The following is a 22,747-nucleotide window of genomic DNA, read 5'->3' as shown; positions in this document are numbered from 1 at the left end:
CAAGCCAGACGCAGAACCCACCGCGGTCTTTGGAGGATAATTTTGAATCTCATAGTATTGCGTGATTCTCCTCCGGGGCTAATGCGTCAGCCTGTGCCTGGCCATTTGAAATATCGAGCGGATATTGACGGACTTCGTGCGCTCGCGATCCTGCCGGTCGTGCTGTTCCACGCGGGCATTCCCGGGTTCAGCGGTGGTTTCGTTGGTGTCGACGTTTTCTTCGTCATCTCCGGATACCTGATGGCCACGCTGATCTCAGGCGAAATCGCAGGCGGAGATTTCAGCATCCTGCGCTTTTACGAGAGGCGGATACGGCGAATCTTTCCGGCCCTCTTTGCTGTTCTTGCGGCCTCGTCCGTAGCGGCATGGCTGCTTCTGATGCCGGTCGAACTGGAATATTTCGCCCGCAGCCTCAAGGCGGCCGCGCTGTTCACCTCGAATATTCAGTTTGAAAAAGAGAGCGGCTATTTCGACATCGGCGCCCAGTTGAAGCCGCTGCTGCATACCTGGTCGCTCGCGGTCGAAGAGCAGTTCTACATCCTGTTTCCGCTGCTGCTGATTGCTGTCAGCCGATTTGCACGGCGCCATACGGTGCACGTTCTGCTCGGCCTGTTGATCGTTTCATTCGCGGCGAGTGCCTGGACGGTCTTCCGAAACCCGACGGCGGCATTCTACCTGCTGCAGTTCCGCGCCTGGGAACTGCTTCTCGGAGCTATGCTGGCTTTCAACGTGATACCGAGGCCGGCGCGTCCTGCAACGCGCGAGGCCCTGGCCGCCCTGGGCATCGGCTTGATCGCCATCGCTGTCTTCGGTTTCACCGACCATACCCAGTTTCCCGGCCCGGCAGCCTTGCTGCCCTGCCTTGGAGCGGCCCTGGTGATCTATGCCGGAGCTGAATACGGATTGGCTGGCCGGGCGCTGCGGGCAAAACCTCTGGTATTTGTCGGGTTGATTTCCTATTCCCTCTATCTATGGCATTGGCCGATCATCGTCTTCAGCCGCGAAATCTCTGGGCGGGAGCTTTCCCAGGCCCAGGGTGGCTTGATCGTCCTCGCTTCGCTTGCTCTTGCCGCATTTTCGTGGCGGTTTATCGAGCGTCCCTTTCGCGGTCGTGGCGGCAGCCTGGGTCGACGGTCCTTGTTTGCGGCTGGGGCAACGGTCATGGTCGCGATGGTCGTCTTCGGCAACTATGTCATTCGCGACGTCGGCGTGCCGGGTCGCCTGCCTGCCGACGTGCAGAAGGTCTACGCCGCCACTTACGACATCAGCCGCTTCGGCGAACCGCCATGCTTTGCAGACTCCGATACGACCGGTCCGTCTGTAGCCGACATACGTGCCGGCAAACTTTGTACGCTCGGCGTTGACGGATCGAATCCTCCTACCTTCCTCGTCTGGGGAGACTCGCATTCCGGAGCCATGTCTCCGGCGATCGATGGGGCTGCAAAACAGGCTAGTGTTTCCGGTCTGTTTGCGGGGCATGCGTCCTGTGCTCCGCTACCGGATGCGCACCTTCCAGCTCATGGCGGCGTGAAGCGATGCGACGATTTCAACGGCGCGGTTCGCGACCTAGTCAGATCGAAGCACATACCGCTGGTGTTCCTGATCGCCTACTGGCCGAAATACGTGCACGACGCAGAACTGCCGAAAGAAGGTGTCTACTTCGATCCGTCGATACCGCCGCCGTTGCAGGACAAATCCGCCGCGGTGACGGCATCCCTGGATCGTCTCATGGCGGAATTGGCGCAGCAGGGAACCAAGGTCGTGTTGGTCATGGACGTGCCGGAGATGGGCCGTTATATGCCGGAAGCCATCGCCAAGGCCACGATGACCAAGACATCGACCGACATTGCGCCACCGTGGAATTACGTTGCGGAACGACAGGCACTGTCGCGCGCCATTCTGACCCGTCTGGCTGCCAAATATGGCGCTGGCATAGTCGACCCGCTGCCGGCGATCTGCCATGACGGGCATTGTGATGCGACTTATGATGGTATGCCGCTCTACAAGGATGCTGACCACATAACGGCCACGACATCGAAAAGATTGAGCTATCTGTTCTCGCCTGTATTCACATCCCCGGAGCGTAAGCCGAGTCCGCCGAGCAATTCATGAGGTTGGTTCAGCGCAACCCATTCGGCTTTCGTTCAATGCATTCCGCCGCCTCCGCCTCCTTTGAGATCGACATTGCTGAGGATCAGCGCAAGCGGGATCGCTGAGAGCGCGATCAGCATAAGCACGTAGAAAACGTCGATATAGGCGAGAAAGGTCGATTGTGTCTGGACCTGTTGTCCGATCCAGGCCCTTGCCTGCGCTTGCGCCTCTGCCATGGTCGCACCTTTCTCGGCAAAATAGCGCGTCATGGTCTGGAGCGTGTCGTGGTAGGCCGGTGAGGACGGGATGATATGTTCGACGAGGCGGCTGCGATGCCACTGCTGGCGATGCGCTAGAACGTTCAACCCGATGCATACGCCGATTGAGCCGCCGATATTGCGGGCGGCGTTGATCATGGCGGAGGCCTGATTGGTCTGGTTCGGCCGCAAACCGTAATAGGATGCCGATGTGATTGCGATGAAGATCAAGGGCAGGCCCAATCCGATATACAAGCGAGACCAGACGAAGAACGCGAAATTGAGACCGGGGCTAAGTTGTGTCAGCCACCACATCGAGCCCGCAATGATCGCTGCACCAGTGGCGATCATGTATTTCGGCTGGACCACCGTCGTCAGGCGACCGGAAACGAACATCATGACCATGGTGACGAAACCGCCCGGCGACAGCGCAAGGCCGGCCCAGGTGGCGGTATACCCGTAATTCTGTTGTAGGACCTGCGGAAGGAATTGCGTCGTGGCAATCAGGATCGCGCCGGTCGCCATCATGACGATGAAGCAGGATCCGAACTGGCGGGTTCCAAGCAGCCGACCGTCGATGATCGGGTTCGATTTCGTTAGCACCCAAGGGGTCGCCAGAGCAAAGGCCAGCGCGCAAAGCGCCGTCATGGCGATAATGAAATTCGAATCGAACCAGTCTTCCGTCTGACCGCGGTCGAGAACGAGTTCGAGCGAACCGAGAAACGTTGCCACAAGCAGGAAACCGACAAGATCGAAGCGGATGCCTTGCCTGCGGAGCTCCTGCCGCTTTCGGCGCATTTCCTCTGATCTCTCCACCAGAAAATAGACGAGGATGAAGGCAAAGACGCCGACCGGGCCGTTGATCAGGAAACACCAGTGCCAGGAAAAATTATCCGAGAGATAGCCGCCGAGCGTCGGACCGACTATGGGCGCCACAACGACCGCCACGCCGAACAGCGCGAAGGCCTGGCCGCGTTTGGATGGCGGAAACGCATCGGCGAGGATCGCCTGCGACGTCGGCACCATGCCGCCGCCGGCAAAGCCCTGGATGATGCGAAAGATGAGAAGCGATTGAAGGTTCCACGCCAGTCCGCAAAGAACGGAGGCGATCGTGAAGATCGCGAGGCAAGAGAGATAGAAGCGCCGCCTGCCATATCGTTCGGCGATGAAGCTGCTCGCGACCAGAACGGTAGCATTGGAAACGAGATAGGTCGTGACAACCCAGGAGGCTTCGTCCGCGCTGACCGCGAGACCTCCCGAAATATAGCGCAAGGCGACATTGGCGATTGTCGTGTCCAGCACTTCCATGAAAGTCGCAAGAGAAACGACGATTGCGATCAGCCATGGATTGGTGGCAGCGGCGGCGGCTGGGTTCGCTCCGCCGGCGGTTGTGCTCGCGCTACTCATGTCAATGCCTCGGCCGGACGGTGACGGTTGGGACCACGGACATGCCGGGGCCGATCGATAGATCGGGAGGCCAGTTGTCGACGACGATCTTCACCGGCACGCGCTGCGTCACCTTGACGTAATTACCGGTCGCGTTCTCGGCCGGAAGCAACGAGAACGCGGTGCCGGAGCCGGGCTGGACCGAGGCGACCTTGCCGTGCAGTTTATGATCCGGATAGGCGTCGATCGTCACATCCACCGGCTGCCCAGGCCGCATGTCCGTCAACTGCGTCTCCTTGAAGTTGGCGGTGATCCAGACTTCGTCGGGGACAAACAGCGAGATTGCCTGCCCGGCTTCGATATATTGGCCCTTGGCGCCAGTGAGGCGGACGACACGACCGGGCTGGGCCGCGACGATCGTCGTGTATTTCAGGTTCTGCCGCGCTTCTTCGGCCTGCGCCTGGGCCTGGCTCAGGCTGGCGACGGCGCTTGTCTTCTGGGCTTCGGCAACCGCTTTGTTCTTCAGCGCCGAGGTGATGTTTGCTGCCGCCTGCGCCAGGCTTGCCTGGCTTTGCAGCAGGGTCGATTCGGCCTGCTGCACCGCTTGTAGGCTGCCGGAGCCGCTCTTGACCAATTGCTGCTGGCGCGTGGCCTGCTCCTGAGCATATTGCAGTGCTGCCGATGCCGAGTTCTGCTGGGCTTTTGCGACATCGATCGCGGCGGTTGCGGCGTCGATCTGGGCGCCGGTGCTTGCGACCGCGGCGCTTGCCACGTTCACCTGTCCATTGGCCTGGTCGAGGGCGATCTGGTAATCGCGCGGATCGATCTTCAGGATGACATCGCCGGTCTGGACATGCTGGTTGTCGGTCACCGGAACCTCGGAGACATAGCCGGAGACTTTCATGGCGAGCGAGAAGCTGCGCGCATCGATGAAGGCATCGTCGGTCGTTTCATAGGGATGGAAATAGATCAGCCAGCCGAGCCACGCGGCGGCGACAAGGGCGGCGAGAATCACAACGCCGAGCAAGACCCAGAAAGGATGGCGGCGGACAAAGGACGGACGTTTTTCCTCCGTCCGGTCAGTCTGCTGATCATCGCCCGGGCGGATACGTTCAATCCGAGGTTCGGTCTGGCTGTTTTTCGGAGCGACACGCTGATCATCGACCACGGCACAACTCACACATTGTTGGCCACAGCATCGGTAACGTTTCGATGGAGGATCAGTTCCTGACGGCTTTGATCAGGGTCGGAGCATGGCGGTTTTGTCGCAGTGCCGGATGCCAGCCTCCAACACAGGATTTACCGAGGTCGCGGGGCCCGGTTAGCCCCCAACGGGCGTTCGCCGGTCATCTCCGTCCAAACCCGCAAAATCTCCCCTGACGATACCGTGGCGCTGGAGTTTGTCATAGAAGGTCTTCCGGGGGATGCCGAGGGCCTCGATTGTGCGGCGCACATCACCCGCGTTTTGAGCGAGCGTCTCACGGATGAGGTCGGCCTCGTAGCGCTCGACGCGGGCGGGAAGGGACAGTGTTGCATAGGCAGAGGGGACTTCGCTCGGGTTTGGGCCTGCCGCCGATTCCAGGCCAAGGACGAAACGCTCGGCGAAGTGCGAAAGCTCGCGAACATTGCCCGGCCAGTCGTGGCTCTGCAAGTGGCGGCGCACAGTGGCCGAAATGGCGGGTACGTCTCGCTTGAAGCGGCTGGCGGCGCGATCGGTGAAATATCCGAAGAGCAGGGGGATATCGTCACGCCTGTCGCGCAGCGGTGGAATGGAGATGGTGACGACGTTGAGACGGTAATAGAGATCCTCACGGAAATCGCCACGCTGGCGGGGATCGGCAAGATCGACCTTCGCCGCCGCAACGACGCGGAGGTCAACTGGGCGCACCTCGTTGGTACCGAGCGGCGTCACCTCACGCATCTCCAGAACACGCAGCATCTTCACCTGTATTGCCGGCGGCATGCTCTCGATCTCATCGAGGAACAGTGTGCCGGCGCTTGCATGTTCGATGCGGCCGACACGTTTCTTCTGTGCACCGGTGAAGGCACCTGGCTCGTGGCCGAAAAGCTCGCTCTCGATGACGGTCTCGGGCAGGGCTCCGCAATTGAGCGCGACGAAATTGCCTGCCGCTCGCCGGCTCCAGCGATGCAGCAGGCTTGCGACCACTTCCTTGCCGCTGCCAGTCTCGCCGGTCACCAGCACATCGACATCCGTATCCGCAATCTGTCGCAGCGTGTGGCGGAGCCGCTCTATGGCAGGCGTCTGGCCGATCAGCGGCAGATCGCCCTGCGCCTGTTCGGCCGCAATCCGAAGGGCGCGGTTTTCCAGAACAAGGCGCCGCTTTTCCGCTGCCCGCCGCACGCTTTGCACCAATCGATCGGTGGCGAAGGGTTTGGTGATGAAATCATAAGCGCCGTCCTGGATCGCCTTGACCGCCATTGGGATATCGCCATGGCCGGTGACCAGGATGACAGGCAGGTCCGCATCCAGCTCTCTGACGCGGCTGAAGAGCTGCTGCCCATCCATTTGCGGCATGCGGATATCGGAGACGACCACGCCGGCAAAACCGGCGTCCAGCGCGCCGAGCGCATCTGCCGCCGAGGGGAAGGCAGAGACAGAAAAGCCGGCAAGTTCAAGCGTTTGTTTCGTCGCCTTCAACAAGTCCTTGTCGTCGTCGATGAGGAAGACCGGGGAAACATCGCTCATGAAATCGCCTTGCGCAGATGAATGGTGAAACGGGTGCCGGTGTTGCAGCTTTCAACATCGATGCGGCCGCCATAGTCGGCGACGATATCTTTGGAGATGACGAGGCCAAGGCCGAGACCCTTTTCCTTCGACGTGTTGAAGGGTGTGAACAGTGAATGGAGGACCGCCGGCGGAATGCCGGGACCATTGTCGGAGACGATGACCTCAACGCTCTCGTCAATGTCCCGCGCCGAAACCTCAACTCTTGCCTGATCGCGGCCTTCCAATGCTTCGAGCGCGTTCTGAAAGAGATTGATGAGCACCTGTTCGAGCCGAACGCGCGTGCCGATAACCTTCAGCCCGGCGGGCGGAAGATCGATCGCCAAGGCATCGAGCCGACCGGCGAAGCGGCTTTTGAGCAGGATAACCGCGCCTTCGATGACGCTTCTGAGTTCCACCGGTTCCGGCGCGCTTCGCCCCTTGCGAGCGAACGCCTTCAACTCCTCGGTGATGGTGCCGATCCGCTCGGTCAGGGCCGCTATGGAGGTGAGGTTTTCCTTTGCCGGTGCAATTTGTTCTCGTTCCAGAAAGATGTGAGCGTTGTCGGCATAGGCTCGGATGGTTGCGACAGGCTGGTTGATCTCGTGGGCGACTCCGGCCGCGACCTGGCCGAGAATTGCGAGACGATTGGCCTGCACCAGTTCCTGCTGCACGATCTGCAGCTTCGCCTCCGTCGTCCGGTGGTCGGCAATCTCGGCCTCCAGACGATCGCGGGCGCGGCTCAGATCTTCGGTTCGCTCCAATACCCGCCGTTCCAGCTCTTCCCGTGCGATCCTGCTGATTGCGATCTGCATCGCGGAAACGTGGCGGCGCCTCAGCAGGAAGGCAGCAATCGCCAGGACGGGTACCAGCACGGTTAGCGCGAGGAAGCGCGCTTCGCGGACGGCCGCGGAAATCGCCTGGTCCGTCGGGATGAGATAGTCCAACTGCCAGGGTGTCGAAGGAACCGGTGTCGTCAGGCGCATATATTCCGCAGCGCTGCTGCCGGGCAGGACCGCGCGCACGATAGCGGTATCCGGACCGATGGCTTGCGGCCGGGCGATCGGCAGAGGTGTCAGAGGCGCATCGCCAAATTGCAGGCTCTTGCGGATAGCGGCGAGATTGTCGCCCGACAACGGGGATGTCGTCATGAAGCGCCAGGAGGGAATGCTGGTGATCAGGACGATGCCGTGCTCGTCGGTCACGTAGGCAGGACGGCCGGCTTCACGCCAATCGGCTTCGAGCTGGTCGAACTCCATCTTCACGACCACGACGCCCAGCGCCGCATCCGCATCGCCGACACGACGGGAAATATAGAGGCCCGGGCGGTTGCTGATGTTGCCGAGGGCAAAATGTTCGGCAGTTCCCGTCTCCATCGCCCGGCGGAAATAATCGCGGAAGGAATAGTCGTTGCCGACGAAGCTCAGCGGTTCGCGCCAGTTGCTCGATGCTATCGCCACGCCGTCCTTGCCGGTGACATAGAGTACGGAGGCCTTGGTGCCGGACACGAGGCTTTCGAGCTTGCGATCGAGCGTGGCGACGGCATCGCCCTTTGCCGCGGCGAGCGCATCGCGCACCTGTTGGTCGTCCGCCAATAGCAGCGGCAAGGCGCGAGGGCGTTCGAGGACGGCTCGCAGCAGCGCTACCTTCAGGTTCGCATCGGTGCGACCCTGGACCTGCAACGCCTCGATCGCGGTCGCGCGGCCGTAAACGCCTGCGCCATAGAGCGCGGCCGCAACGACGATCGCGCAGAAAATGGCAAAGACCAACCAGACACGGCGAGAGCGCCGACCCAGTTGCTCAGGCGTCGAAAATCGTTCCGTGGCCGGCCGCTGCAGCATGGGTGCATTGTGCATGATTTCGCGCGCGCTGCAATTCAATATGTGCGGATTGCCGCACAGATATGGAGACCCAAACAGCGCACCGTTATAAAATATGATTTTGAATCAAAATACTATGAGGAATTCCTTCGTCTGGCACGTCTGTTGCAACGATCCGCCAAACAGTCGAAGGCTGTTGAAGATTGGTCGTTGCCCGGAGGGCCGAGGGATCGGTTGGGCATAACGGAGGATATCATGATTATACCCGAAGCCGCCGAGACACACGGCAAAGTCGCCTTTTACCGGCATCTCTATGTGCAGGTCCTTGTAGCTATTGCCGCGGGTATTCTGCTCGGACATTTCTATCCGCCTTCATCAAACTGGTGCGCATGGTCATTGCGCCGGTCATCTTCCTGACGGTGGCAACCGGCATCGCCGGCATGTCGGACCTGAAGAAATTCGGCCGCGTGGTCGGCAAGGCACTCCTCTATTTCCTCGTATTCTCGACGCTTGCACTGATCGTCGGCCTCATCGTCTCGAACGTCCTGCAACCGGGCACCGGCATGCATATCAATCCGGCGTCGCTGGACACAAAGGCCGTCAACAACTACGCGGCACAGGCACATGACGCCACGGTCGTCGGCTTCCTGATGAATATCATCCCGGACACCATCGTCGGCGCCTTCGCCAAGGGCGATATTCTCCAGGTCCTGTTCTTCTCGGTGATCTTCGGCATCGCGCTCGGCGCTGTCGGCGAACGCGGCCGACCAATACTGGATTTCCTGCAGGTGCTGACGGCGCCAATTTTCCGTATGGTGTCCATCCTGATGAAGTTCGCGCCGATCGGCGCTTTCGGCGCCATGGCCTTCACGATCGGCAAATACGGTATTGGCGCGATCGCCAACCTGGCATTCCTGATTGGCACCTTCTATCTGACGTCGATACTGTTCGTGCTCGTCGTGCTTGGCGCTGTTGCCCGCTATAACGGCTTCTCGATCCTGGCGCTGATCCGCTACATCAAGGAAGAGCTTCTGCTGGTGCTCGGCACGTCTTCTTCGGAGGCCGCATTGCCCGGCCTGATGAACAAGATGGAACGCGCCGGCTGCAAGCGCTCCGTCGTCGGCCTCGTCATTCCGACGGGCTATTCCTTCAACCTTGATGGCACCAATATCTACATGACGTTGGCAGCGCTCTTCATCGCCCAGGCGACCGATACGCCGCTGACGTTCGGTGACCAGATCCTGTTGCTGCTGGTGGCAATGTTGAGTTCGAAGGGTGCTGCGGGCATCACCGGCGCCGGTTTCATCACACTTGCCGCCACACTCTCCGTCATCCCCTCGGTTCCGATCGCCGGCATGGCGCTGATCCTCGGTATCGACCGCTTCATGTCGGAATGCCGCGCGCTGACCAATCTCGTCGGCAATGCCGTGGCGACCGTCGTTGTCGCACGCTGGGAAAATGAACTCGATCGGTCGAAATTCGCCGCTGCCATGGCCGGGCAATTGACCAGCGACTTTGACACGCCGGCGTTGCAACCTGCCGAATGACGGCGCCACGACTACTGTCTGAAGATGCCAAAAGGGCCTCCCTCTCACGGGAGGCCCTTTTCAATTTCAGGTCGGCTTGCAGATTGAAAAGTCGAACATCTGATCCGTGAACACCTTCATCGCCATGAGATCGGAGCCTTGAATTAAGCCGGAACATCGGCGGCCACCGGACGTTAGCCAAAAGAGCTGCAAGCCGTGCCAAACGGACGTGATGGTGCTGAAGAACATGGAGATTTTTCCGTTTTCTCTCCATGGCCGATGAAATGGCAGGCGAGCTTCCCATCCATCCGGTCTGCGGCTCCTCACTCTCAACGATGGAGAACGGCATGGACGAGAGCATGAAGCTTTATCGGCTGGTTCCAATCGCTGCAGCCGCCGATCCCAATTGGCTGGGCGCGAAATCACATGGGGAAGTGCTGGTCGCAGCCCGCACCCCTGGCGATGCCCGCATTGTCGCAGCCGAACGCGAGCTGGACTTCATGGACATCGACGCTGCGCCGGCGGAAGACAAGACGACCGTCATGGCGAGCGTTTTCCGCAACGAGAAACTCTATACCGTTATCGAGGTAGACAATGGCAGGACACATCACGAGCGTGGTGTCGTCAGCGGCACGATCGGTGTCGACACCATCATCTCCACGCAGATCTGAAACATCGTGCCGGCCAAATGCGCGGCTTTTGCTCATCGCAGCGCTGATGATCGCGATTCCAGAAATCGTATCCGCACAACAGATGCCAAACAGCGACCGCTGTACGGGACCGGGTAGCAACAGCCAGACTGAGGGCAAGCAAACGGCGCCGCGTTCTCAGGGCAGCACCAGTCAAGAACTTTCCGATTGCGGCGGTGTCCTAAAACCACCGGCGACCGGTGACAATGGGTTGGAAAAGCCAGCGCCGCGTGACGGCAAGACACCCGTGATACCGCCCGGCGACGGGCCGGACACGCAAGAAAACAACACGCCGCAAGCCAAGTAATTGCGGGGTGATAGTCTTATGGCTTCGGCTCCGGCTGCTCGATCGTCTTCTGGGCGATGGTCGAGTTTTGATTGTTGCCGCCGGTCACATACGGCTTGATGACGACGAGGCTGAGAATCGAGCCCACCATCAATGCCAGTATGATGATCAGCAATGCGCGCATGTCTGCCTTCGCTTCCTAGCGCGGCCTGCGGATGCAGAGATTGCTGTCGTGACCGCTGATGCCGCTCACCTGACGGGAGTGCGTTTCAGCCCGTCGCTTGGATTCGTCGTTTTCGACCGATCCTTCGATGAGGACACGGCCGCTGCTGACGGAAACGAAGATGCTGGCGGCATTCAGCAGTGGGTCTCCATTCAATCTCTCATGAATCTCCGCGAGGATCTCTGCATCCGGCCGCCACTGCGTTTGGGAGAGCTTGAACGGGTTTCTCCCGATCTCGGCGTTATGTTCTTTGCGATGGCGTTGCATGACGCCCTCCCTCCGTTAGCTCATGAAGTGCAACAAGCAAAACGCCATAAGGTTCCATGTCTGCCTTTGACCGCTTATCGACCCGTCAGAACTCCACGGAGCAAAAAGCCCGCCAGACCGCCGATTGCCAGCACCGTGGCATTGCGCATCGTGTGACGCGGTCGCGAAGCCCTCACGGCCTCCGCGATCCGGCCGGCGGCAGTGTCCAAGGCTTCCATACGCTGCCTTTCACAATCTGCAGTGTCAGCCGAGCGTGAATCGTCCGTGCCTGGCTCGCATGCCGCCAACCCGACGAGGATGGTCGTCCGAAACCCGGCGGCATGTCCGCCGGCCTCGCGATTGAGGCCGGTCAGCCCGCCGGCGGCGATGACCAATAGGATGCATATGGCGATCTCCAACCATGTCGGTTTCAAGGGCATGATCTCGATCATCGTACTCGGCATCGCACCGTCCTCACATCCGTTTCATGGCCGCCCTCGAATGCCGGAACAAAGCTAGAGGGATTTCGTTCCGTCTCCAAGGAGATGAAAGGGCCTCTGCCGATAGCCCGACTGCTAATGAGATTTCAGGAGAATGCGCATGACGATGACCGCAAAAGATATTATCTCCGTTCTCGGACCCATCGATAAGGCCCTGATGGCGGATGTCTCCGCGACTGGGGCAACGCTGGGGGAGCTCGCGGAGGCCTGGGCCTGGGTCAATAATGATGAGGCGCTGATTGGCGAGGGCAGGACGTTGCCGACCGGCAAGGTGGCTGAGCTTGTCGATATGCTTTCGCCCCGTGAAGACGACGAATTCGAGATGTAATTTCGAATATCCGCGGCGCGGTCTGGAACAGATCGGCGCTTCGCTTGTTGTTGTAACAGGCCCTCAAAAGAGGGTGCTGCGACCAATGGGGAGCCGGGCGCCGCCCGATCTAAGCTCGCTGCAAGGATGTGTCCCGCGGCGAAAGCGCGGACACGAGCGTCCGATCATGGAGGAACCAATGAAAGTTCGAGACGCCATGACGCACGATGTGCGCATCACCAATCCCGACGAGACCATCCTGCAGGCCGCCCGGACGATGGCGGATCTCGATGCCGGCATCCTGCCTGTCGGCGACCACGATCGTTTGGTCGGCATGATCACCGATCGTGATATCGCCATTCGCGGCATCGCGAGAGGCAGAGGCCCGGACGCGAAGGTCCGCGACGTAATGACATCGGAAGTCAAATATTGCTTCGACGATCAGGAGATCGATGAGGTCTGCCGCAACATGGGCAACATCAAGGTTCGGCGTCTGCCCGTGCTGGATCATAGCAAGCGGCTGGTCGGTATCCTGTCGCTCGGCGACATCGCCGTAGCCCAAGGCAATGGTGCAGCCAGCGAAGCGCTGAAGAGCATTTCACGCCACGGGGGCGAGCATAGCCAAACGACGTAAACCTGGGCATGTTTCGGTCGTGGAGACAGCCGACGATGCACGGACGTCTTCGCATGGTGGAAAAGCAGATCGCCGGTCGCGGCATTCGCGACCCGGCAGTGCTGGACGCTATGCGCCGGGTGCCACGGGAAATGTTCGTCGAGAAGGGCTTCGAGATGTTTGCCTATAACGACTGCCCCCTGCCGATAGGCCAGGGGCAGACGATCTCGCAACCCTACATGGTCGCGCTGATGATCGAGGCGGCCGAAGTCAAGTCCACCGATACTGTTCTCGAAATCGGCGCGGGGCTCGGCTATGCGGCAGCGATCCTCAGCCGCATAGCCGCTCATGTCATTGCCGTAGAGCGCCACGCCTCTCTGGCGGCGGGAGCGGCAGAACGACTGCACCGTCTCGGCTACGACAATGTCGATTTGCATTGTGGGGACGGTTCGAGGGGGTGGGCGGAAGCGGCGCCCTTCAATGTCATCCTCGTCTCCGCCGCCGCCCCGGAAGTGCCGCAGGCCCTGAAAGAGCAGCTGGCGATCGGCGGTCGGCTCGTCATCCCGGTGGGACCGGAGGAGAGCAGGCAGACGCTTCTGAAAATCCTGCGGAAAGGCCCGGATGATTTTGCCACCCAAAATCTCGGCGCCGTGATTTTCGTGCCGCTGATCAGCGAGCGGCGTGGAGCCGAAGACTATAGCTGATCACAGCGCTTCGACCACAAAGCCGGCAACGCCGAGATCAAGCTTGTTCCGCGCGACTGAGGGGCACGCTGCGCCAATCACCCATTCCTATCTCCTCCCTTGCACATCGTGGAAGCCTTGCAATCGCGTGCAAATGCCGCACGCCCCAACGACGCCCATCAACAGCCTTCTTCATAAAACTGTCACCGCGGCGGCTCAGAGGATAGTGCACGCAATTGCAAACATTGGGCGGAGTCGCTGGCGGGTAGGAGATTGGCGTGTCACAGAAAGTGTTCGTGAGCGCACAGGAAGTGGCTGATCGCGCAGGGGTCTCCCGCTCGGCCGTTTCGCGCACGTTTACGCCGGGAGCGAGCGTGTCGCCCGAGACACGACGGAAGGTGCTCGAAGCAGCCGACGCACTAGGCTATCACGTCAATCATCTCGCTCGCGGGCTGATGCGCAACGAAAGCGGCATCGTCTGCCTGATCGTGTCTGACTTGGCCACGCCTCATCGCTCCGGCATGATTAAGGTGCTGACGCAGGAACTGCAGCACAGCGGCAAGATTGCCATGCTCGTCAACACCGATCTCTCGGACGGCAGTGTCGACCTGGCGCTGCGCCAGGCGATCCACTATCGCGCCGACGCCTCGATCATTCTCTCGGGGATGCCCGACAAGTCCATCGCGCAGCTTTGCCTGAAGAGCGGTCAGCGCCTGGTATTGATCAATCGCGACGACGAGCAGGACGGACCTTTGCGGATCAATCTGGATGACGAAGAGGCCGCCGGCCGCATCCTGATTGCCTTCCTTCGTGCCGGCTGCCGCAAGTTGGCCTTCGCCAATTCGGAAGCAGGCACGCCAAGCCTTATGGCAAGGGAGAACGGCTTCGTTGCTGCGGCCAGGGCGCATGGCCTGGATGTAGTCGTCGAGCGTTATGGCTGGACCGGCTATGAGAGCGGCAGGGTTCTTGCGCAGCGGCTTCTCACCCGGAACCAGCGGCCGGATGCCGTCTTCTGCGCGACCGACCTGCTTGCCTGCGGTTTCATGGATGCCGCCCGCCACCAGTTTTCTATCTCTGTTCCCGACCAGCTCTGTGTCGCCGGTTTCGACGACATCGAACAGGCCTCTTGGGCATCCTATCAACTGACGACATTTGCCCAGCCGCTCGCCACCATCGCCCGGGAGGCGGTCTCCTGGCTCGAAAGCGGGCCGGTCGCAAACTCGGAAGGACGGACATCCGCCATCCGCCTCCATGCCGATCTCGTATGGCGCAGCTCGATCAGGGGTGGTTGAGGACATGGCACCTCTGATCTCAGGGCGGGCGAAATTCTCCGGAGGATCGGACAGATTTCTGTCTGAGCTTGCCTCCCATGCGGATGCGCTGTTTCACGGTCCGATATATGAGCAATATGCAGCGATCTGCTATCGGAAACATCCCGATCTCGGCGCGGCGCAAGTGCTCATTGTCACCAGCCGGGAAAGCGGGCGCTGGATTGTTCCCAAGGGCTGGCCAATAAAGGGGAAAAAGCCGCACGAAGTTGCAGCGATAGAGGCCTTCGAGGAAGCCGGGGTGCGCGGCAAGATCAAGAAGAAGCCCTTGGGCTATTTCACCTACCTGAAGCAGCTTGTCGACGGCAATCGCGTCCCCTGCGTCGTTCAACTGCACCTTCTCGAGGTCGAAAAGATCTGCGAGAACTTTCCGGAAAGAGGGCAGCGCCGTATCGAATGGGTCTCTTTCATCGAAGCTGCCAGCCGTGTGCGCGAACCGGAACTCAAGGGCCTTTTTCTGATTGCCGACCGCAAGCTCAGGCGGACAAAAGCGAAGAAGTAGCGTTCGCTTCACCCGCGCCCATCCAAGGCTGCGGCTGATCGCGATGAATACGACCGGCGCTCTTCACCTCGGAGTTCATGTACGGGAACGATTCCCCCGTTGTTGATCAATTGATTGGCTTGTAACAGTTTTGGCTTGCGGGCATCGGATTAGTAAGATGACCATCGCCGGATAATGGTGTTACGAAATTTCGAGATAAAAAAGAGGGGTATCAGACTATGCATTTCAAGCTTCTATCCGCAGCCGCCTTTGCCCTGAGCCTCCTGGCATCGGCCGCTTATGCCCAATCGGCAAAGGATACGCTCACCATCGACCTGCCGAACGACGCTGCAACGCTCGATCCGCATCTTCAATGGGACACCGACAGCTACAGCGTCTACCGCAACATCTTTGACAATCTCATCACCCGCGATGCGTCGGGCACGATTGTGCCGCAGGTCGCGACGTCCTGGAAATATCTTGACGATAAGACGCTCGAGTTCCAGATCCGCGATGATGTGACTTTCCAGGACGGCAGCAAGCTGACGGCTGATGACGTCGCCTACAGCATCAACCGCATTATCGATCCGGCGCTCAAGAGCCCGCAGCTGTCGCAGTTCAACCAGATCGACAAGGCCGAGGCGACCAGTGCGACGGTCGTGAAGATGACGACGAAATCGCCCTATCCGGCGCTGCTCGCCCAGCTTGTCAAGCTTTCCATCGTGCCGAAGGCCTATGTCGAGAAGGTGGGCGCTCAGGAATTTAATCAAAAGCCGATGGGCAGCGGCCCCTACAAGGTCGTGCAGTGGCAGAAGGGCGTGCAGACCGAGCTGCAGGCCAACGACCAATACTGGCGTGCAAAGCCGCCGTTTGAACACGTGTTCTTCCGCGCCGTTCCGGACGTTTCGACCCGTATCGCCGATCTCAAGACCGGCAAGGCCGATCTGGTTCGCGATCTTCCTTCCGATCAGGCGATTGCGCTGAAGAGTGATCAGGGTGCACAGGTGCTGTCGGTTCCGACCGAGCGTGTCGGCTATATCTACATCAATGCCCAGGCCGGGGCGACCAAGGACGTCCGCGTGCGACAGGCGATCGCCTATGCGATCGACCGGCAGACCCTGATCGACGCGCTGCTGCAGGGCTTCGGGTCCCCGGTCAACATTCTCGGCGCGCAACCGATCTTCGGTTATACCGACAAGGTCGAAGGCTATCCTTTCGATCCGGACAAGGCGCGCGCCCTGATCAAGGAAGCGGGCGCCGAAGGGGCGAAAATCGAGTTCCTCACCTCGCCGGCCTATGATCGCTCGATGGTTGAGGCCATCCAGCAGATGCTGAACGATGTCGGCCTCAATACGGAAATTACCGCGCTCGATCAGGCGACATTCCTGAAGCGCCGCCAGGGCGACGCGAAGGACGCCGGCAGCGTCGCGCTCGGCCGCTGGTCCTGCGCCTGCCAGGACGCGGATGGCATCATCTTCCCGCTCTTTCGCACCGGCAGCAGCTGGGCGAAATACAGCAATCCGCAATACGACAGCCTCGTCGACGACGCTCGCTCGACACTCGACAACGCCAAACGACTGGCGGATTACCAGAAAGCCTACGAGATCCTGAGGGACGATGTACCCGGCATTGGCCTATATCAGGGCGACGCCGTTTACGGCGCCAATCGCCATCTGAAGTGGCAGCCGAGTCCGAATGAAGCCATGTTCGTCATGGACATGAGCTGGCAGCAGTGATCTGGCCGGCCACATGATTTCTAAATTGGATACCTTTATGACTATCGACATTTCTGCTGATGATATCGACCAAGCAGCCTTGCTCGCAGAACTGCGGCACTGGGTTGAGCTGGAAACGCATACGCCCGATGCGGATGCCGTGAACCAACTGGTTGACCGCGTCGAGGCAATCGCCAGAGCCGCCGGTCTCGCTACCGAGCGGACGCCTGGCACGATGGGGTTCGGCGATATTCTTGCCGTGCGCACGCCGCGCCCTGCGGGCAGCAACCAGAAGAGCACGCTCATCCTTGCCCATCTCGACACGGTTCATGCAGCCGGCACGATCGAGAGCAAGCTGCCATGGCGGCAGGAGGGCGATCGTCTCTATGGGCCGGGCATCTACGACATGAAGGCCGGTGCGCTTATGGCATTGGAGGCGATGAAGCTCGCAGTCCGGCACGATTCCGGTCCCAAGCTTCCGGTCGATCTGCTCTTCATGCCGGACGAGGAGATGGGCAGCGCCAGCTCCCGCGCACTGATCGAAACTTTTGGCCGCAATGCCCGTTATGCGCTGGTGGTCGAGCCTGCCCGTGATGGCGGCAAGATCGTCGTCGCGCGCAAGGGTGTTGCCATGTACGACATCATCGTCCGCGGCCGCGCCTCCCATGCCGGGAGCAAGCCACAGGATGGCCGAAGCGCGATCCGTGCGGCCGCACGGTTGGTACTTGAGCTTGAAGCGCTGAACGATCCGGTGTGTGGCGTCACCGTGACGGTCGGCACCATTCGCGGCGGTACCGGCCGCAACACAGTGCCGGCGGAATGCCGCATGCAGGTCGACGCGCGCCTGCCCGACGAGCAGGCGGCTCTGGAAATCCTGGGCAAGATCGAGGCCGTGAGGCCCGTCGATCCAGACATCACCATCGAGATCACAGGGGGCCTCAGCCGGCCGCCCTTCGCGCAATCTGAAAGCGGCAGGCAGCTCTTCGACCATACGGCAGAGATCGCCGCCGAACTCGGTATCACATTGGAAGGCGTCAGCACCGGGGGCGGCTCGGACGGCAATTTCACCGCCGCTCTCGGAGTCGCGACGCTGGACGGCCTGGGTGCGGACGGTGCCGGCGCTCATACGTTCGACGAATTTATCTATGTGAGCAGCGTCGCGCCGCGCACGGCATTGCTTGCCAACCTGATGTTGACGCTCGACGGAAACGTCTGATGCCCCTGCGATCGATCGAGGGAGTATCCCAGGTGCCGTCGAGCAATGACATCGGCTGAAATTCTCGGCTTCGTGTTGCTCGCCGGAGCGGCCGCATATGTGCAGACATTGACGGGCTTTGCCTTCGGCCTGCTGCCGATGGGCGGTGTCGGTCTCACCGCCGTCATGCCGCTGCCGGATGTGGCCGTCATAACGGATGTGCTGACGCTGGTCAACGCGACGATCATGATGGTGAAGGGCTGGCGCTATGTGTTGCGCCAGGAGTTCGTTTTAGTGTTGTGGCAGGCTATTTCCTGCTCGATCAACTCGCCAGCAACGGGCTGATCTATCTGCGCATCATCCTCGGCGTCGTCATCGTCGCCTCCTCCCTGCAACTGGTTCTGCCGCCCAAGGAGGAACGACGGGAAACGAGGGATTCGTCCTTTGTTGTCTATGGCGCCTTCTCGGGCTTTATGGGCGGGCTGTTCTCCACCAGCGGCCCGCCGCTGGTCTATCATTTCTACCGTCAGCCGCTGCCGATCGCCGCCATCCGTGAGATGCTGGTGGCGATCTTTGCTTTCAACGCGCTGATCCGTCTTCTCGTCGTCATTGCCGACGACACCTTTCCCGAACCCCGTTATTGGCCGCCTTTTTCAGCCGTCGTCACCGTTGCCATCAGCACCCACCTGGCCAGACGTCTGCCGCCGCCCTTGTCGCCCAAGGTCCTGAAGCTGATCATCTTTCTTCTGCTCTGCGCATCGGGCATGTCCCTCGCGCTGCCGGCAATTCCGAAGGCGGTGGAGCTAGCCGCGATATCGGTCCGAGCCGCCCTTAATCAGCCGAAAAGTTCGCTCAGTTCGATCCGCGCGACGTCGCGAAGTCTTTCTGCCTCGCTCATCTCTATCGAGCGGTATGGCCAGCGCAGACGGGTGCCGACAGGTCCCCAGTTGCCGATAGCACAGAGGAGCTTGTCGAGCGCGGCGTTTGAGTAGCCCAGTCGCTGGCGATAGGGGACGATATGCGTTTCCATGAATTTGCAAATCCGGCACTCCAAACCGAGAGCGGCATGGATATCCTCCTGCATCGATGCGGTCCACATCTGTGCGCCTCGGGGGCTCAGGCAGCAGACGTTGGAGAAAGAACCCGCCGCGACTCCTTCCGCAATGCCAGTTGCGAGATGATGGCCAGGGACGAAGAGCGAGAGCTCCGAGAGGTGTTGGCGTGCTTCCGCATACCATTGCTTGTCACCGTCAGCCACCTTCGCGCCGATGACGCCTGGCGCTGCGGCACAGATCCTGCCCAGCTCCTCCGGCGCCAGGACCCGTTTGGCATGCGGTGGGTTGTAGAGGATCAGCGGAACGCCATTTGCGACGTCGACAGCGCCTTTCAGAAAATCGATGGCTTCCTGATCCGTCACCGGCCACCAGTCGGGCAGGATGACCTGGATCGCCAGTGGCTTCAAGAGCGCCGCGCGGCGAAGCCGCTCCAGCGTGATGCGGGCGTCCGGTTGGCACGCGCCGATGACGAAGTTCATGCCGACCTCGGTGCATCGTTCGGCCAGCATCGATTGGATGCGGTCGAATTCGGCTTCGGTTTGGCTATGAAATTCACCCGCCGTGCCGTTCGAATAGATGCCGTCGACACCGGCCGCGATCAGGATGTCGATTTCCTCGCTGAGCTTTGCGAATTCGATTTCATCGCCCACGCCGATCGGCAGAAGAAGGGTCGCCCAATTGCCGGCGATGGCATGCCGCTTTTTTGCTGTCACCGAGTGCCTCTCAATTCAAATCGTCGCGAATGCAGGCTTTGAAATGACCCGGTGCGACCTCTCTCTGCTCCGGGACCGTCTTGCCGCAGGCATCCTGTGCGTGCGGACAGCGTGTGCGGAAGACGCAGCCGGAGGGTGGATTGGCCGGGCTCGGTATGTCGCCTCTGAGGATCTGGCGCTCGCGCCGGACATTGGGATCGGTCGACGGAATCGCCGACAGCAGCGCGCGCGTATAGGGGTGCTGCGGCCTGGCGTAGAGATCGGCACTCGGCGCGATTTCCATGATGCGGCCCAGATAGAGCACGATCACCCGGTCGCAGATATATTCGACGACGGCCAGATCATGCGAAATGAAGAGCATGGTCAGGCCGAGGCGCATTTGCAATTCGCGCAACAGATTGATGACCTGCGCCTGGATCGAGACGTCAAGTGCCGAGACCGGCTCGTCGGCCACGATAAATTCGGGCGACAGGGTCAAGGCGCGGGCGATGCCGATGCGCTGGCGCTGGCCACCCGAAAATTCGTGCGCGTAGCGATTGATCACATCGGCGGGCAGATCGACCTGGGCGAGGGCGGAGTGCGCCCGCTCGAGCCGCTCCTTGCTGGTCCCGATGCGCTGGATCTTCAGGCCCTCGGTCAGGATCTCGCCAATCGTCATGCGCGGCGAGAGGCTGGCGAAGGGATCCTGAAAAATATACTGCATGCGCGGTCGTGCGCGTCTCAGAGCGGAGGCGGACAGCGTGGTCAGTTCCACGCCGTCGAAGCGGACACTGCCCGCCGACGGCTCCACGAGGCGCAGGACCGAACGTCCGATCGTGGTTTTTCCGCTGCCGGATTCGCCCACAAGCCCGACGACCTCGCCCTTGGCGATATCAAAGGAGATATTCTGAAGAATGTTCAGCTTGGTACCTCGGGACGTATAGTGCTTCCCGAGATCGCGGACGGAGAGCAAGGGCTCGCTCATCTAGATCTCCTGCCATCTTATGCAGCGGCTGCGGTGTTGCGGACTGACCTCCGCGAGCTCCGGAACGGCCGCGCGGCAGGCATCGACCGCGAATTTGCAACGCGGGGAAAATGCACAGCCGGCCGGCATGTTCGTCAGGCTCGGGACCACGCCCGGAATGGCGGCGAGTTTCTCGCCGGCCTGCTTCATCCGCGCCGCATCGCCGAGACGCGGCATGGAGGCCAGAAGGCCCATCGTATAGGGATGGCGCGGATTGCTGAAGACCTCGCCGACCGGCCCCTCTTCGACGATCCGCCCCGCATACATGACAGCAACGCGATGGGCGATCTCGGCAACGACGCCGAGATTGTGCGTGATAAACAGCATGGCCATGCCGCGCTCGCGCTGCAGCCTGAGGAGCAGGTCGAGAATTTGCGCCTGGATTGTCACATCCAGCGCCGTGGTGGGTTCATCGGCAATCAGCAATGTCGGATCGCATGCGAGAGCCATGGCGATCGTCGCCCTCTGCCGCATGCCGCCCGACAGTTCGTGCGGATATTGGCCGGCACGCCGCTTCGCATCCGGAATACCGACGCTGTCGATCAGTTGGACAGCCGCATCCATCGCAGATTTCCGATCCGCGCCGCGATGGATGCGGATCGGTTCCGATATCTGGTCGCCGATCGTATACACGGGATTGAGGCTCGACATCGGCTCCTGAAACACCATGCCGATGTCATCGCCCCTGATCCTGCGCATAGCCTCATCGCCAAGGGAGACGAGATTGCGAACTTCGCCGTTCTTGCTCTTCAGGCGGATGTTGCCGGCGGCGATCCTCCCGATATTGCGGGTGAGCAAACGCATGACGGAAAGGCTGGTCACCGATTTCCCAGAGCCGGATTCGCCGACGAGCGCCAGGGTCTCGCCGGCGGCAACGGTCAGGTCGATATCGTGGACAGCCGTGATCTCGCCGCCGCGGATGCGGAAGATCGTTCGCAGCCCCTTGATGTCGAGAACGGGATCGGTGGTCAGCTCCATTACGCGCCTCAGTTCAACAGGCCGGTTGCGCGCAAGATTTCGTCGATCCGTGCCGTTTCGGCCTCGTTCAGCGCGGCGCGTGGCCGCGGCATGATGGCGGTATCGATGATCCCGAGGCTGCGCATGGCGGCCTTGAAAGCGCCTATGCCCGATGCGCCGCCGCTAACGCGACCCTGGGCGACCCACACGATTTCGAAGAGGCGGCAGAGGCGCTCCTGCTCCTTTCGCGCTGCGGCCCAATCGCCACGCTGTGCGGCATCCCACAAACGGACATAGCCATGAGGGTCGACGTTGGCGATGCCCGGAACGACGCCGTGGGCGCCCATCAGCAGGGCATTGTCGACGACGATCTCGGAGCCGGTCATCAGGAAGATGTCCTTGTGTTCGGCGAGATCGAGCAGAGCATAGCGGAAATTGCCGTCATCACCGCTCGAATCCTTGAGGCCGATGATGGTGCCTTCCTTGGCGAGCGTCACGACGGTCTGCCGCTGCAGCTTCACATGAACGCAGACGGGAATGTCGTAGGCGACGACCGGGACGTCTACCGCATCCCTGATGTAGCGGAAATGATCGAGGATCTCGGATTGGCTGGTAACAGTATAGAAGGGTGCCGTTACCACCACCGCGTCGGCGCCGGCGGCCTTCGCGACTTTCGCATGGGCGATGACGCGATCGGTCGTCGGATCGATGGTGCCGACGATGAGCGGCACGCGGCCGTTCACCACCTTTGCCGAATGCTCGATGATCTCGCGTCGCGTCTTTTCATCGTGAAAGACGACTTCGCTCGTCGAGCCGAGCACGAACACGCCGTGGCAGCCGGCATCGATCAGATGTTCGAGAACCCGAGTATAGGACGGATAATCGACAGTGAAATCCGGATTGAGCGGCGTTACGACGGGGGGGACGACACCCTTGAATTTGGTCATT

Annotated in this window: 22 protein-coding genes and 3 pseudogenes; 13 read left to right on the top strand and 12 right to left on the bottom strand. The window is 60.7% G+C overall.

The annotated features are described in order from the left end of the window. The first annotated feature begins 42 nt into the window (after positions 1–42). On the top strand, positions 43–2,112 hold the full coding sequence (locus PY649_RS23895) for an acyltransferase family protein (protein ID WP_285871252.1): 2,070 nt from the start codon (positions 43–45) through the stop codon (positions 2,110–2,112). A 32-nt stretch (positions 2,113–2,144) separates the two neighbouring features. On the opposite strand, the gene PY649_RS23890 is transcribed toward PY649_RS23895, so the two are convergent. The 4 genes from PY649_RS23890 to PY649_RS23875 all read right to left on the bottom strand — a co-directional run bounded on the left by PY649_RS23890 (position 2,145) and on the right by PY649_RS23875 (position 8,315). Beyond that, on the bottom strand, positions 2,145–3,755 hold the full coding sequence (locus PY649_RS23890) for a DHA2 family efflux MFS transporter permease subunit (RefSeq protein WP_285871250.1): 1,611 nt from the start codon (positions 3,753–3,755) through the stop codon (positions 2,145–2,147). Position 3,756: 1 nt separating this feature from the next. After that, entirely contained in the window at positions 3,757–4,902 is a 1,146-nt protein-coding gene (locus PY649_RS23885; RefSeq protein ID WP_432761396.1) for an HlyD family secretion protein, read from the bottom strand. A 153-nt stretch (positions 4,903–5,055) separates the two neighbouring features. Beyond that, complete coding sequence (locus tag PY649_RS23880) at positions 5,056–6,441, bottom strand: sigma-54-dependent transcriptional regulator (RefSeq protein ID WP_285871248.1); 1,386 nt, start codon at positions 6,439–6,441, stop codon at positions 5,056–5,058. Then, positions 6,438–8,315, bottom strand: a complete 1,878-nt coding sequence (locus PY649_RS23875) for a sensor histidine kinase (RefSeq protein ID WP_285871247.1) — start codon at positions 8,313–8,315, stop codon at positions 6,438–6,440. Before PY649_RS23875 ends, PY649_RS23880 begins: the two co-directional genes overlap by 4 nt. Positions 8,316–8,534: 219 nt before the next feature. Between PY649_RS23875 and PY649_RS23870 the strand changes: the two are divergent. Then, positions 8,535–9,826: pseudogene (locus PY649_RS23870) on the top strand (dicarboxylate/amino acid:cation symporter). A gap of 66 nt (positions 9,827–9,892) precedes the next feature. Here PY649_RS23870 and PY649_RS23865 read toward each other — a convergent pair. Further along, positions 9,893–10,054, bottom strand: a complete 162-nt coding sequence (locus tag PY649_RS23865; protein ID WP_285871246.1) for a hypothetical protein — start codon at positions 10,052–10,054, stop codon at positions 9,893–9,895. A 98-nt stretch (positions 10,055–10,152) separates the two neighbouring features. Here PY649_RS23865 and PY649_RS23860 point away from each other — a divergent pair, with 98 nt between their 5' ends. Both PY649_RS23860 and PY649_RS23855 read left to right on the top strand, forming a co-directional pair. Further along, positions 10,153–10,476 (top strand): hypothetical protein, encoded by a 324-nt coding sequence (locus PY649_RS23860; RefSeq protein WP_349644443.1) that lies wholly within the window; start codon positions 10,153–10,155, stop codon positions 10,474–10,476. Between the two features lie 46 nt (positions 10,477–10,522). Continuing rightward, positions 10,523–10,801, top strand: a complete 279-nt coding sequence (locus PY649_RS23855; protein ID WP_285871244.1) for a hypothetical protein — start codon at positions 10,523–10,525, stop codon at positions 10,799–10,801. Positions 10,802–10,817: 16 nt separating this feature from the next. On the opposite strand, the gene PY649_RS23850 is transcribed toward PY649_RS23855, so the two are convergent. From PY649_RS23850 to PY649_RS23840, 3 genes and pseudogenes are all read right to left on the bottom strand, one after another. Then, complete coding sequence (locus PY649_RS23850; RefSeq protein WP_285871243.1) at positions 10,818–10,964, bottom strand: hypothetical protein; 147 nt, start codon at positions 10,962–10,964, stop codon at positions 10,818–10,820. A 15-nt stretch (positions 10,965–10,979) separates the two neighbouring features. Next, positions 10,980–11,270, bottom strand: coding sequence for a BON domain-containing protein (locus tag PY649_RS23845; RefSeq protein WP_285871242.1), 291 nt, complete (start codon positions 11,268–11,270; stop codon positions 10,980–10,982). 275 nt (positions 11,271–11,545) lie between these two features. Beyond that, positions 11,546–11,713, bottom strand: a pseudogene (locus tag PY649_RS23840) (MgtC/SapB family protein); the annotation flags it as partial. A gap of 136 nt (positions 11,714–11,849) precedes the next feature. Here PY649_RS23840 and PY649_RS23835 point away from each other — a divergent pair. From PY649_RS23835 to PY649_RS23795, 9 genes and pseudogenes are all read left to right on the top strand, one after another. After that, positions 11,850–12,077 (top strand): hypothetical protein, encoded by a 228-nt coding sequence (locus tag PY649_RS23835; RefSeq protein ID WP_285871241.1) that lies wholly within the window; start codon positions 11,850–11,852, stop codon positions 12,075–12,077. Between the two features lie 178 nt (positions 12,078–12,255). Then, on the top strand, positions 12,256–12,690 hold the full coding sequence (locus PY649_RS23830; RefSeq protein ID WP_285871239.1) for a CBS domain-containing protein: 435 nt from the start codon (positions 12,256–12,258) through the stop codon (positions 12,688–12,690). A 35-nt stretch (positions 12,691–12,725) separates the two neighbouring features. After that, positions 12,726–13,373, top strand: a complete 648-nt coding sequence (locus PY649_RS23825) for a protein-L-isoaspartate(D-aspartate) O-methyltransferase (RefSeq protein ID WP_285871237.1) — start codon at positions 12,726–12,728, stop codon at positions 13,371–13,373. A 257-nt stretch (positions 13,374–13,630) separates the two neighbouring features. Then, complete coding sequence (locus PY649_RS23820; protein WP_285871235.1) at positions 13,631–14,644, top strand: LacI family DNA-binding transcriptional regulator; 1,014 nt, start codon at positions 13,631–13,633, stop codon at positions 14,642–14,644. A 4-nt stretch (positions 14,645–14,648) separates the two neighbouring features. Continuing rightward, positions 14,649–15,182 (top strand): NUDIX hydrolase, encoded by a 534-nt coding sequence (locus PY649_RS23815; protein WP_285871234.1) that lies wholly within the window; start codon positions 14,649–14,651, stop codon positions 15,180–15,182. Positions 15,183–15,400: 218 nt separating this feature from the next. Beyond that, the gene (locus tag PY649_RS23810; protein ID WP_285871233.1) at positions 15,401–16,897 is read left to right on the top strand and encodes an ABC transporter substrate-binding protein; all 1,497 of its coding nucleotides are present in this window, start codon (positions 15,401–15,403) and stop codon (positions 16,895–16,897) included. A 37-nt stretch (positions 16,898–16,934) separates the two neighbouring features. After that, positions 16,935–18,092, top strand: coding sequence for a M20 family metallopeptidase (locus tag PY649_RS23805; protein WP_285871231.1), 1,158 nt, complete (start codon positions 16,935–16,937; stop codon positions 18,090–18,092). A gap of 45 nt (positions 18,093–18,137) precedes the next feature. Continuing rightward, positions 18,138–18,416, top strand: a complete 279-nt coding sequence (locus PY649_RS23800; protein WP_285871230.1) for a hypothetical protein — start codon at positions 18,138–18,140, stop codon at positions 18,414–18,416. Beyond that, positions 18,371–18,781 (top strand): annotated as a pseudogene (locus PY649_RS23795) (TSUP family transporter); the annotation flags it as partial. The gene PY649_RS23800 and the pseudogene PY649_RS23795, both read left to right, overlap by 46 nt. A 125-nt stretch (positions 18,782–18,906) precedes the next feature. Here PY649_RS23795 and PY649_RS23790 read toward each other — a convergent pair. From PY649_RS23790 to PY649_RS23775, 4 genes are read right to left on the bottom strand one after another with little or no spacing between them, the layout of a single operon-like run. After that, on the bottom strand, positions 18,907–19,839 hold the full coding sequence (locus tag PY649_RS23790; protein ID WP_285871229.1) for a dihydrodipicolinate synthase family protein: 933 nt from the start codon (positions 19,837–19,839) through the stop codon (positions 18,907–18,909). Positions 19,840–19,849: 10 nt separating this feature from the next. Beyond that, positions 19,850–20,803: an ABC transporter ATP-binding protein gene (locus PY649_RS23785; protein WP_285871228.1), complete on the bottom strand. Its 954-nt coding sequence runs from the start codon at positions 20,801–20,803 to the stop codon at positions 19,850–19,852. Next, on the bottom strand, positions 20,804–21,820 hold the full coding sequence (locus PY649_RS23780) for an ABC transporter ATP-binding protein (protein ID WP_285871227.1): 1,017 nt from the start codon (positions 21,818–21,820) through the stop codon (positions 20,804–20,806). An 8-nt stretch (positions 21,821–21,828) separates the two neighbouring features. Next, positions 21,829–22,746 (bottom strand): dihydrodipicolinate synthase family protein, encoded by a 918-nt coding sequence (locus PY649_RS23775; RefSeq protein WP_285871226.1) that lies wholly within the window; start codon positions 22,744–22,746, stop codon positions 21,829–21,831. Between the last annotated feature and the right edge of the window lies 1 nt (position 22,747).

This window comes from Rhizobium mayense (genome assembly GCF_030272705.1).
In the GTDB taxonomy this organism is placed as follows: domain Bacteria; phylum Pseudomonadota; class Alphaproteobacteria; order Rhizobiales; family Rhizobiaceae; genus Rhizobium; species Rhizobium mayense.
The sequence above is the reverse complement of the archived record's forward strand: the minus strand, read 5'-3'. Positions and strand labels throughout refer to the sequence as shown.

Coding starts and splice junctions, on each gene's coding strand:
- PY649_RS23890 (WP_285871250.1), bottom strand. CDS start 3,755: ATGAGTAGCGCGAGCACAACCGCCGGCGGAGCGAACCCAGCCGCCGCC.
- PY649_RS23880 (WP_285871248.1), bottom strand. CDS start 6,441: ATGAGCGATGTTTCCCCGGTCTTCCTCATCGACGACGACAAGGACTTG.
- PY649_RS23875 (WP_285871247.1), bottom strand. CDS start 8,315: ATGCACAATGCACCCATGCTGCAGCGGCCGGCCACGGAACGATTTTCG.
- PY649_RS23865 (WP_285871246.1), bottom strand. CDS start 10,054: ATGTTCTTCAGCACCATCACGTCCGTTTGGCACGGCTTGCAGCTCTTT.
- PY649_RS23860 (WP_349644443.1), top strand. CDS start 10,153: ATGGACGAGAGCATGAAGCTTTATCGGCTGGTTCCAATCGCTGCAGCC.
- PY649_RS23855 (WP_285871244.1), top strand. CDS start 10,523: ATGATCGCGATTCCAGAAATCGTATCCGCACAACAGATGCCAAACAGC.
- PY649_RS23850 (WP_285871243.1), bottom strand. CDS start 10,964: ATGCGCGCATTGCTGATCATCATACTGGCATTGATGGTGGGCTCGATT.
- PY649_RS23845 (WP_285871242.1), bottom strand. CDS start 11,270: ATGCAACGCCATCGCAAAGAACATAACGCCGAGATCGGGAGAAACCCG.
- PY649_RS23835 (WP_285871241.1), top strand. CDS start 11,850: ATGACGATGACCGCAAAAGATATTATCTCCGTTCTCGGACCCATCGAT.
- PY649_RS23830 (WP_285871239.1), top strand. CDS start 12,256: ATGAAAGTTCGAGACGCCATGACGCACGATGTGCGCATCACCAATCCC.
- PY649_RS23825 (WP_285871237.1), top strand. CDS start 12,726: ATGCACGGACGTCTTCGCATGGTGGAAAAGCAGATCGCCGGTCGCGGC.
- PY649_RS23815 (WP_285871234.1), top strand. CDS start 14,649: ATGGCACCTCTGATCTCAGGGCGGGCGAAATTCTCCGGAGGATCGGAC.
- PY649_RS23810 (WP_285871233.1), top strand. CDS start 15,401: ATGCATTTCAAGCTTCTATCCGCAGCCGCCTTTGCCCTGAGCCTCCTG.
- PY649_RS23805 (WP_285871231.1), top strand. CDS start 16,935: ATGACTATCGACATTTCTGCTGATGATATCGACCAAGCAGCCTTGCTC.
- PY649_RS23800 (WP_285871230.1), top strand. CDS start 18,138: ATGACATCGGCTGAAATTCTCGGCTTCGTGTTGCTCGCCGGAGCGGCC.
- PY649_RS23785 (WP_285871228.1), bottom strand. CDS start 20,803: ATGAGCGAGCCCTTGCTCTCCGTCCGCGATCTCGGGAAGCACTATACG.
- PY649_RS23780 (WP_285871227.1), bottom strand. CDS start 21,820: ATGGAGCTGACCACCGATCCCGTTCTCGACATCAAGGGGCTGCGAACG.
- PY649_RS23775 (WP_285871226.1), bottom strand. CDS start 22,746: ATGACCAAATTCAAGGGTGTCGTCCCCCCCGTCGTAACGCCGCTCAAT.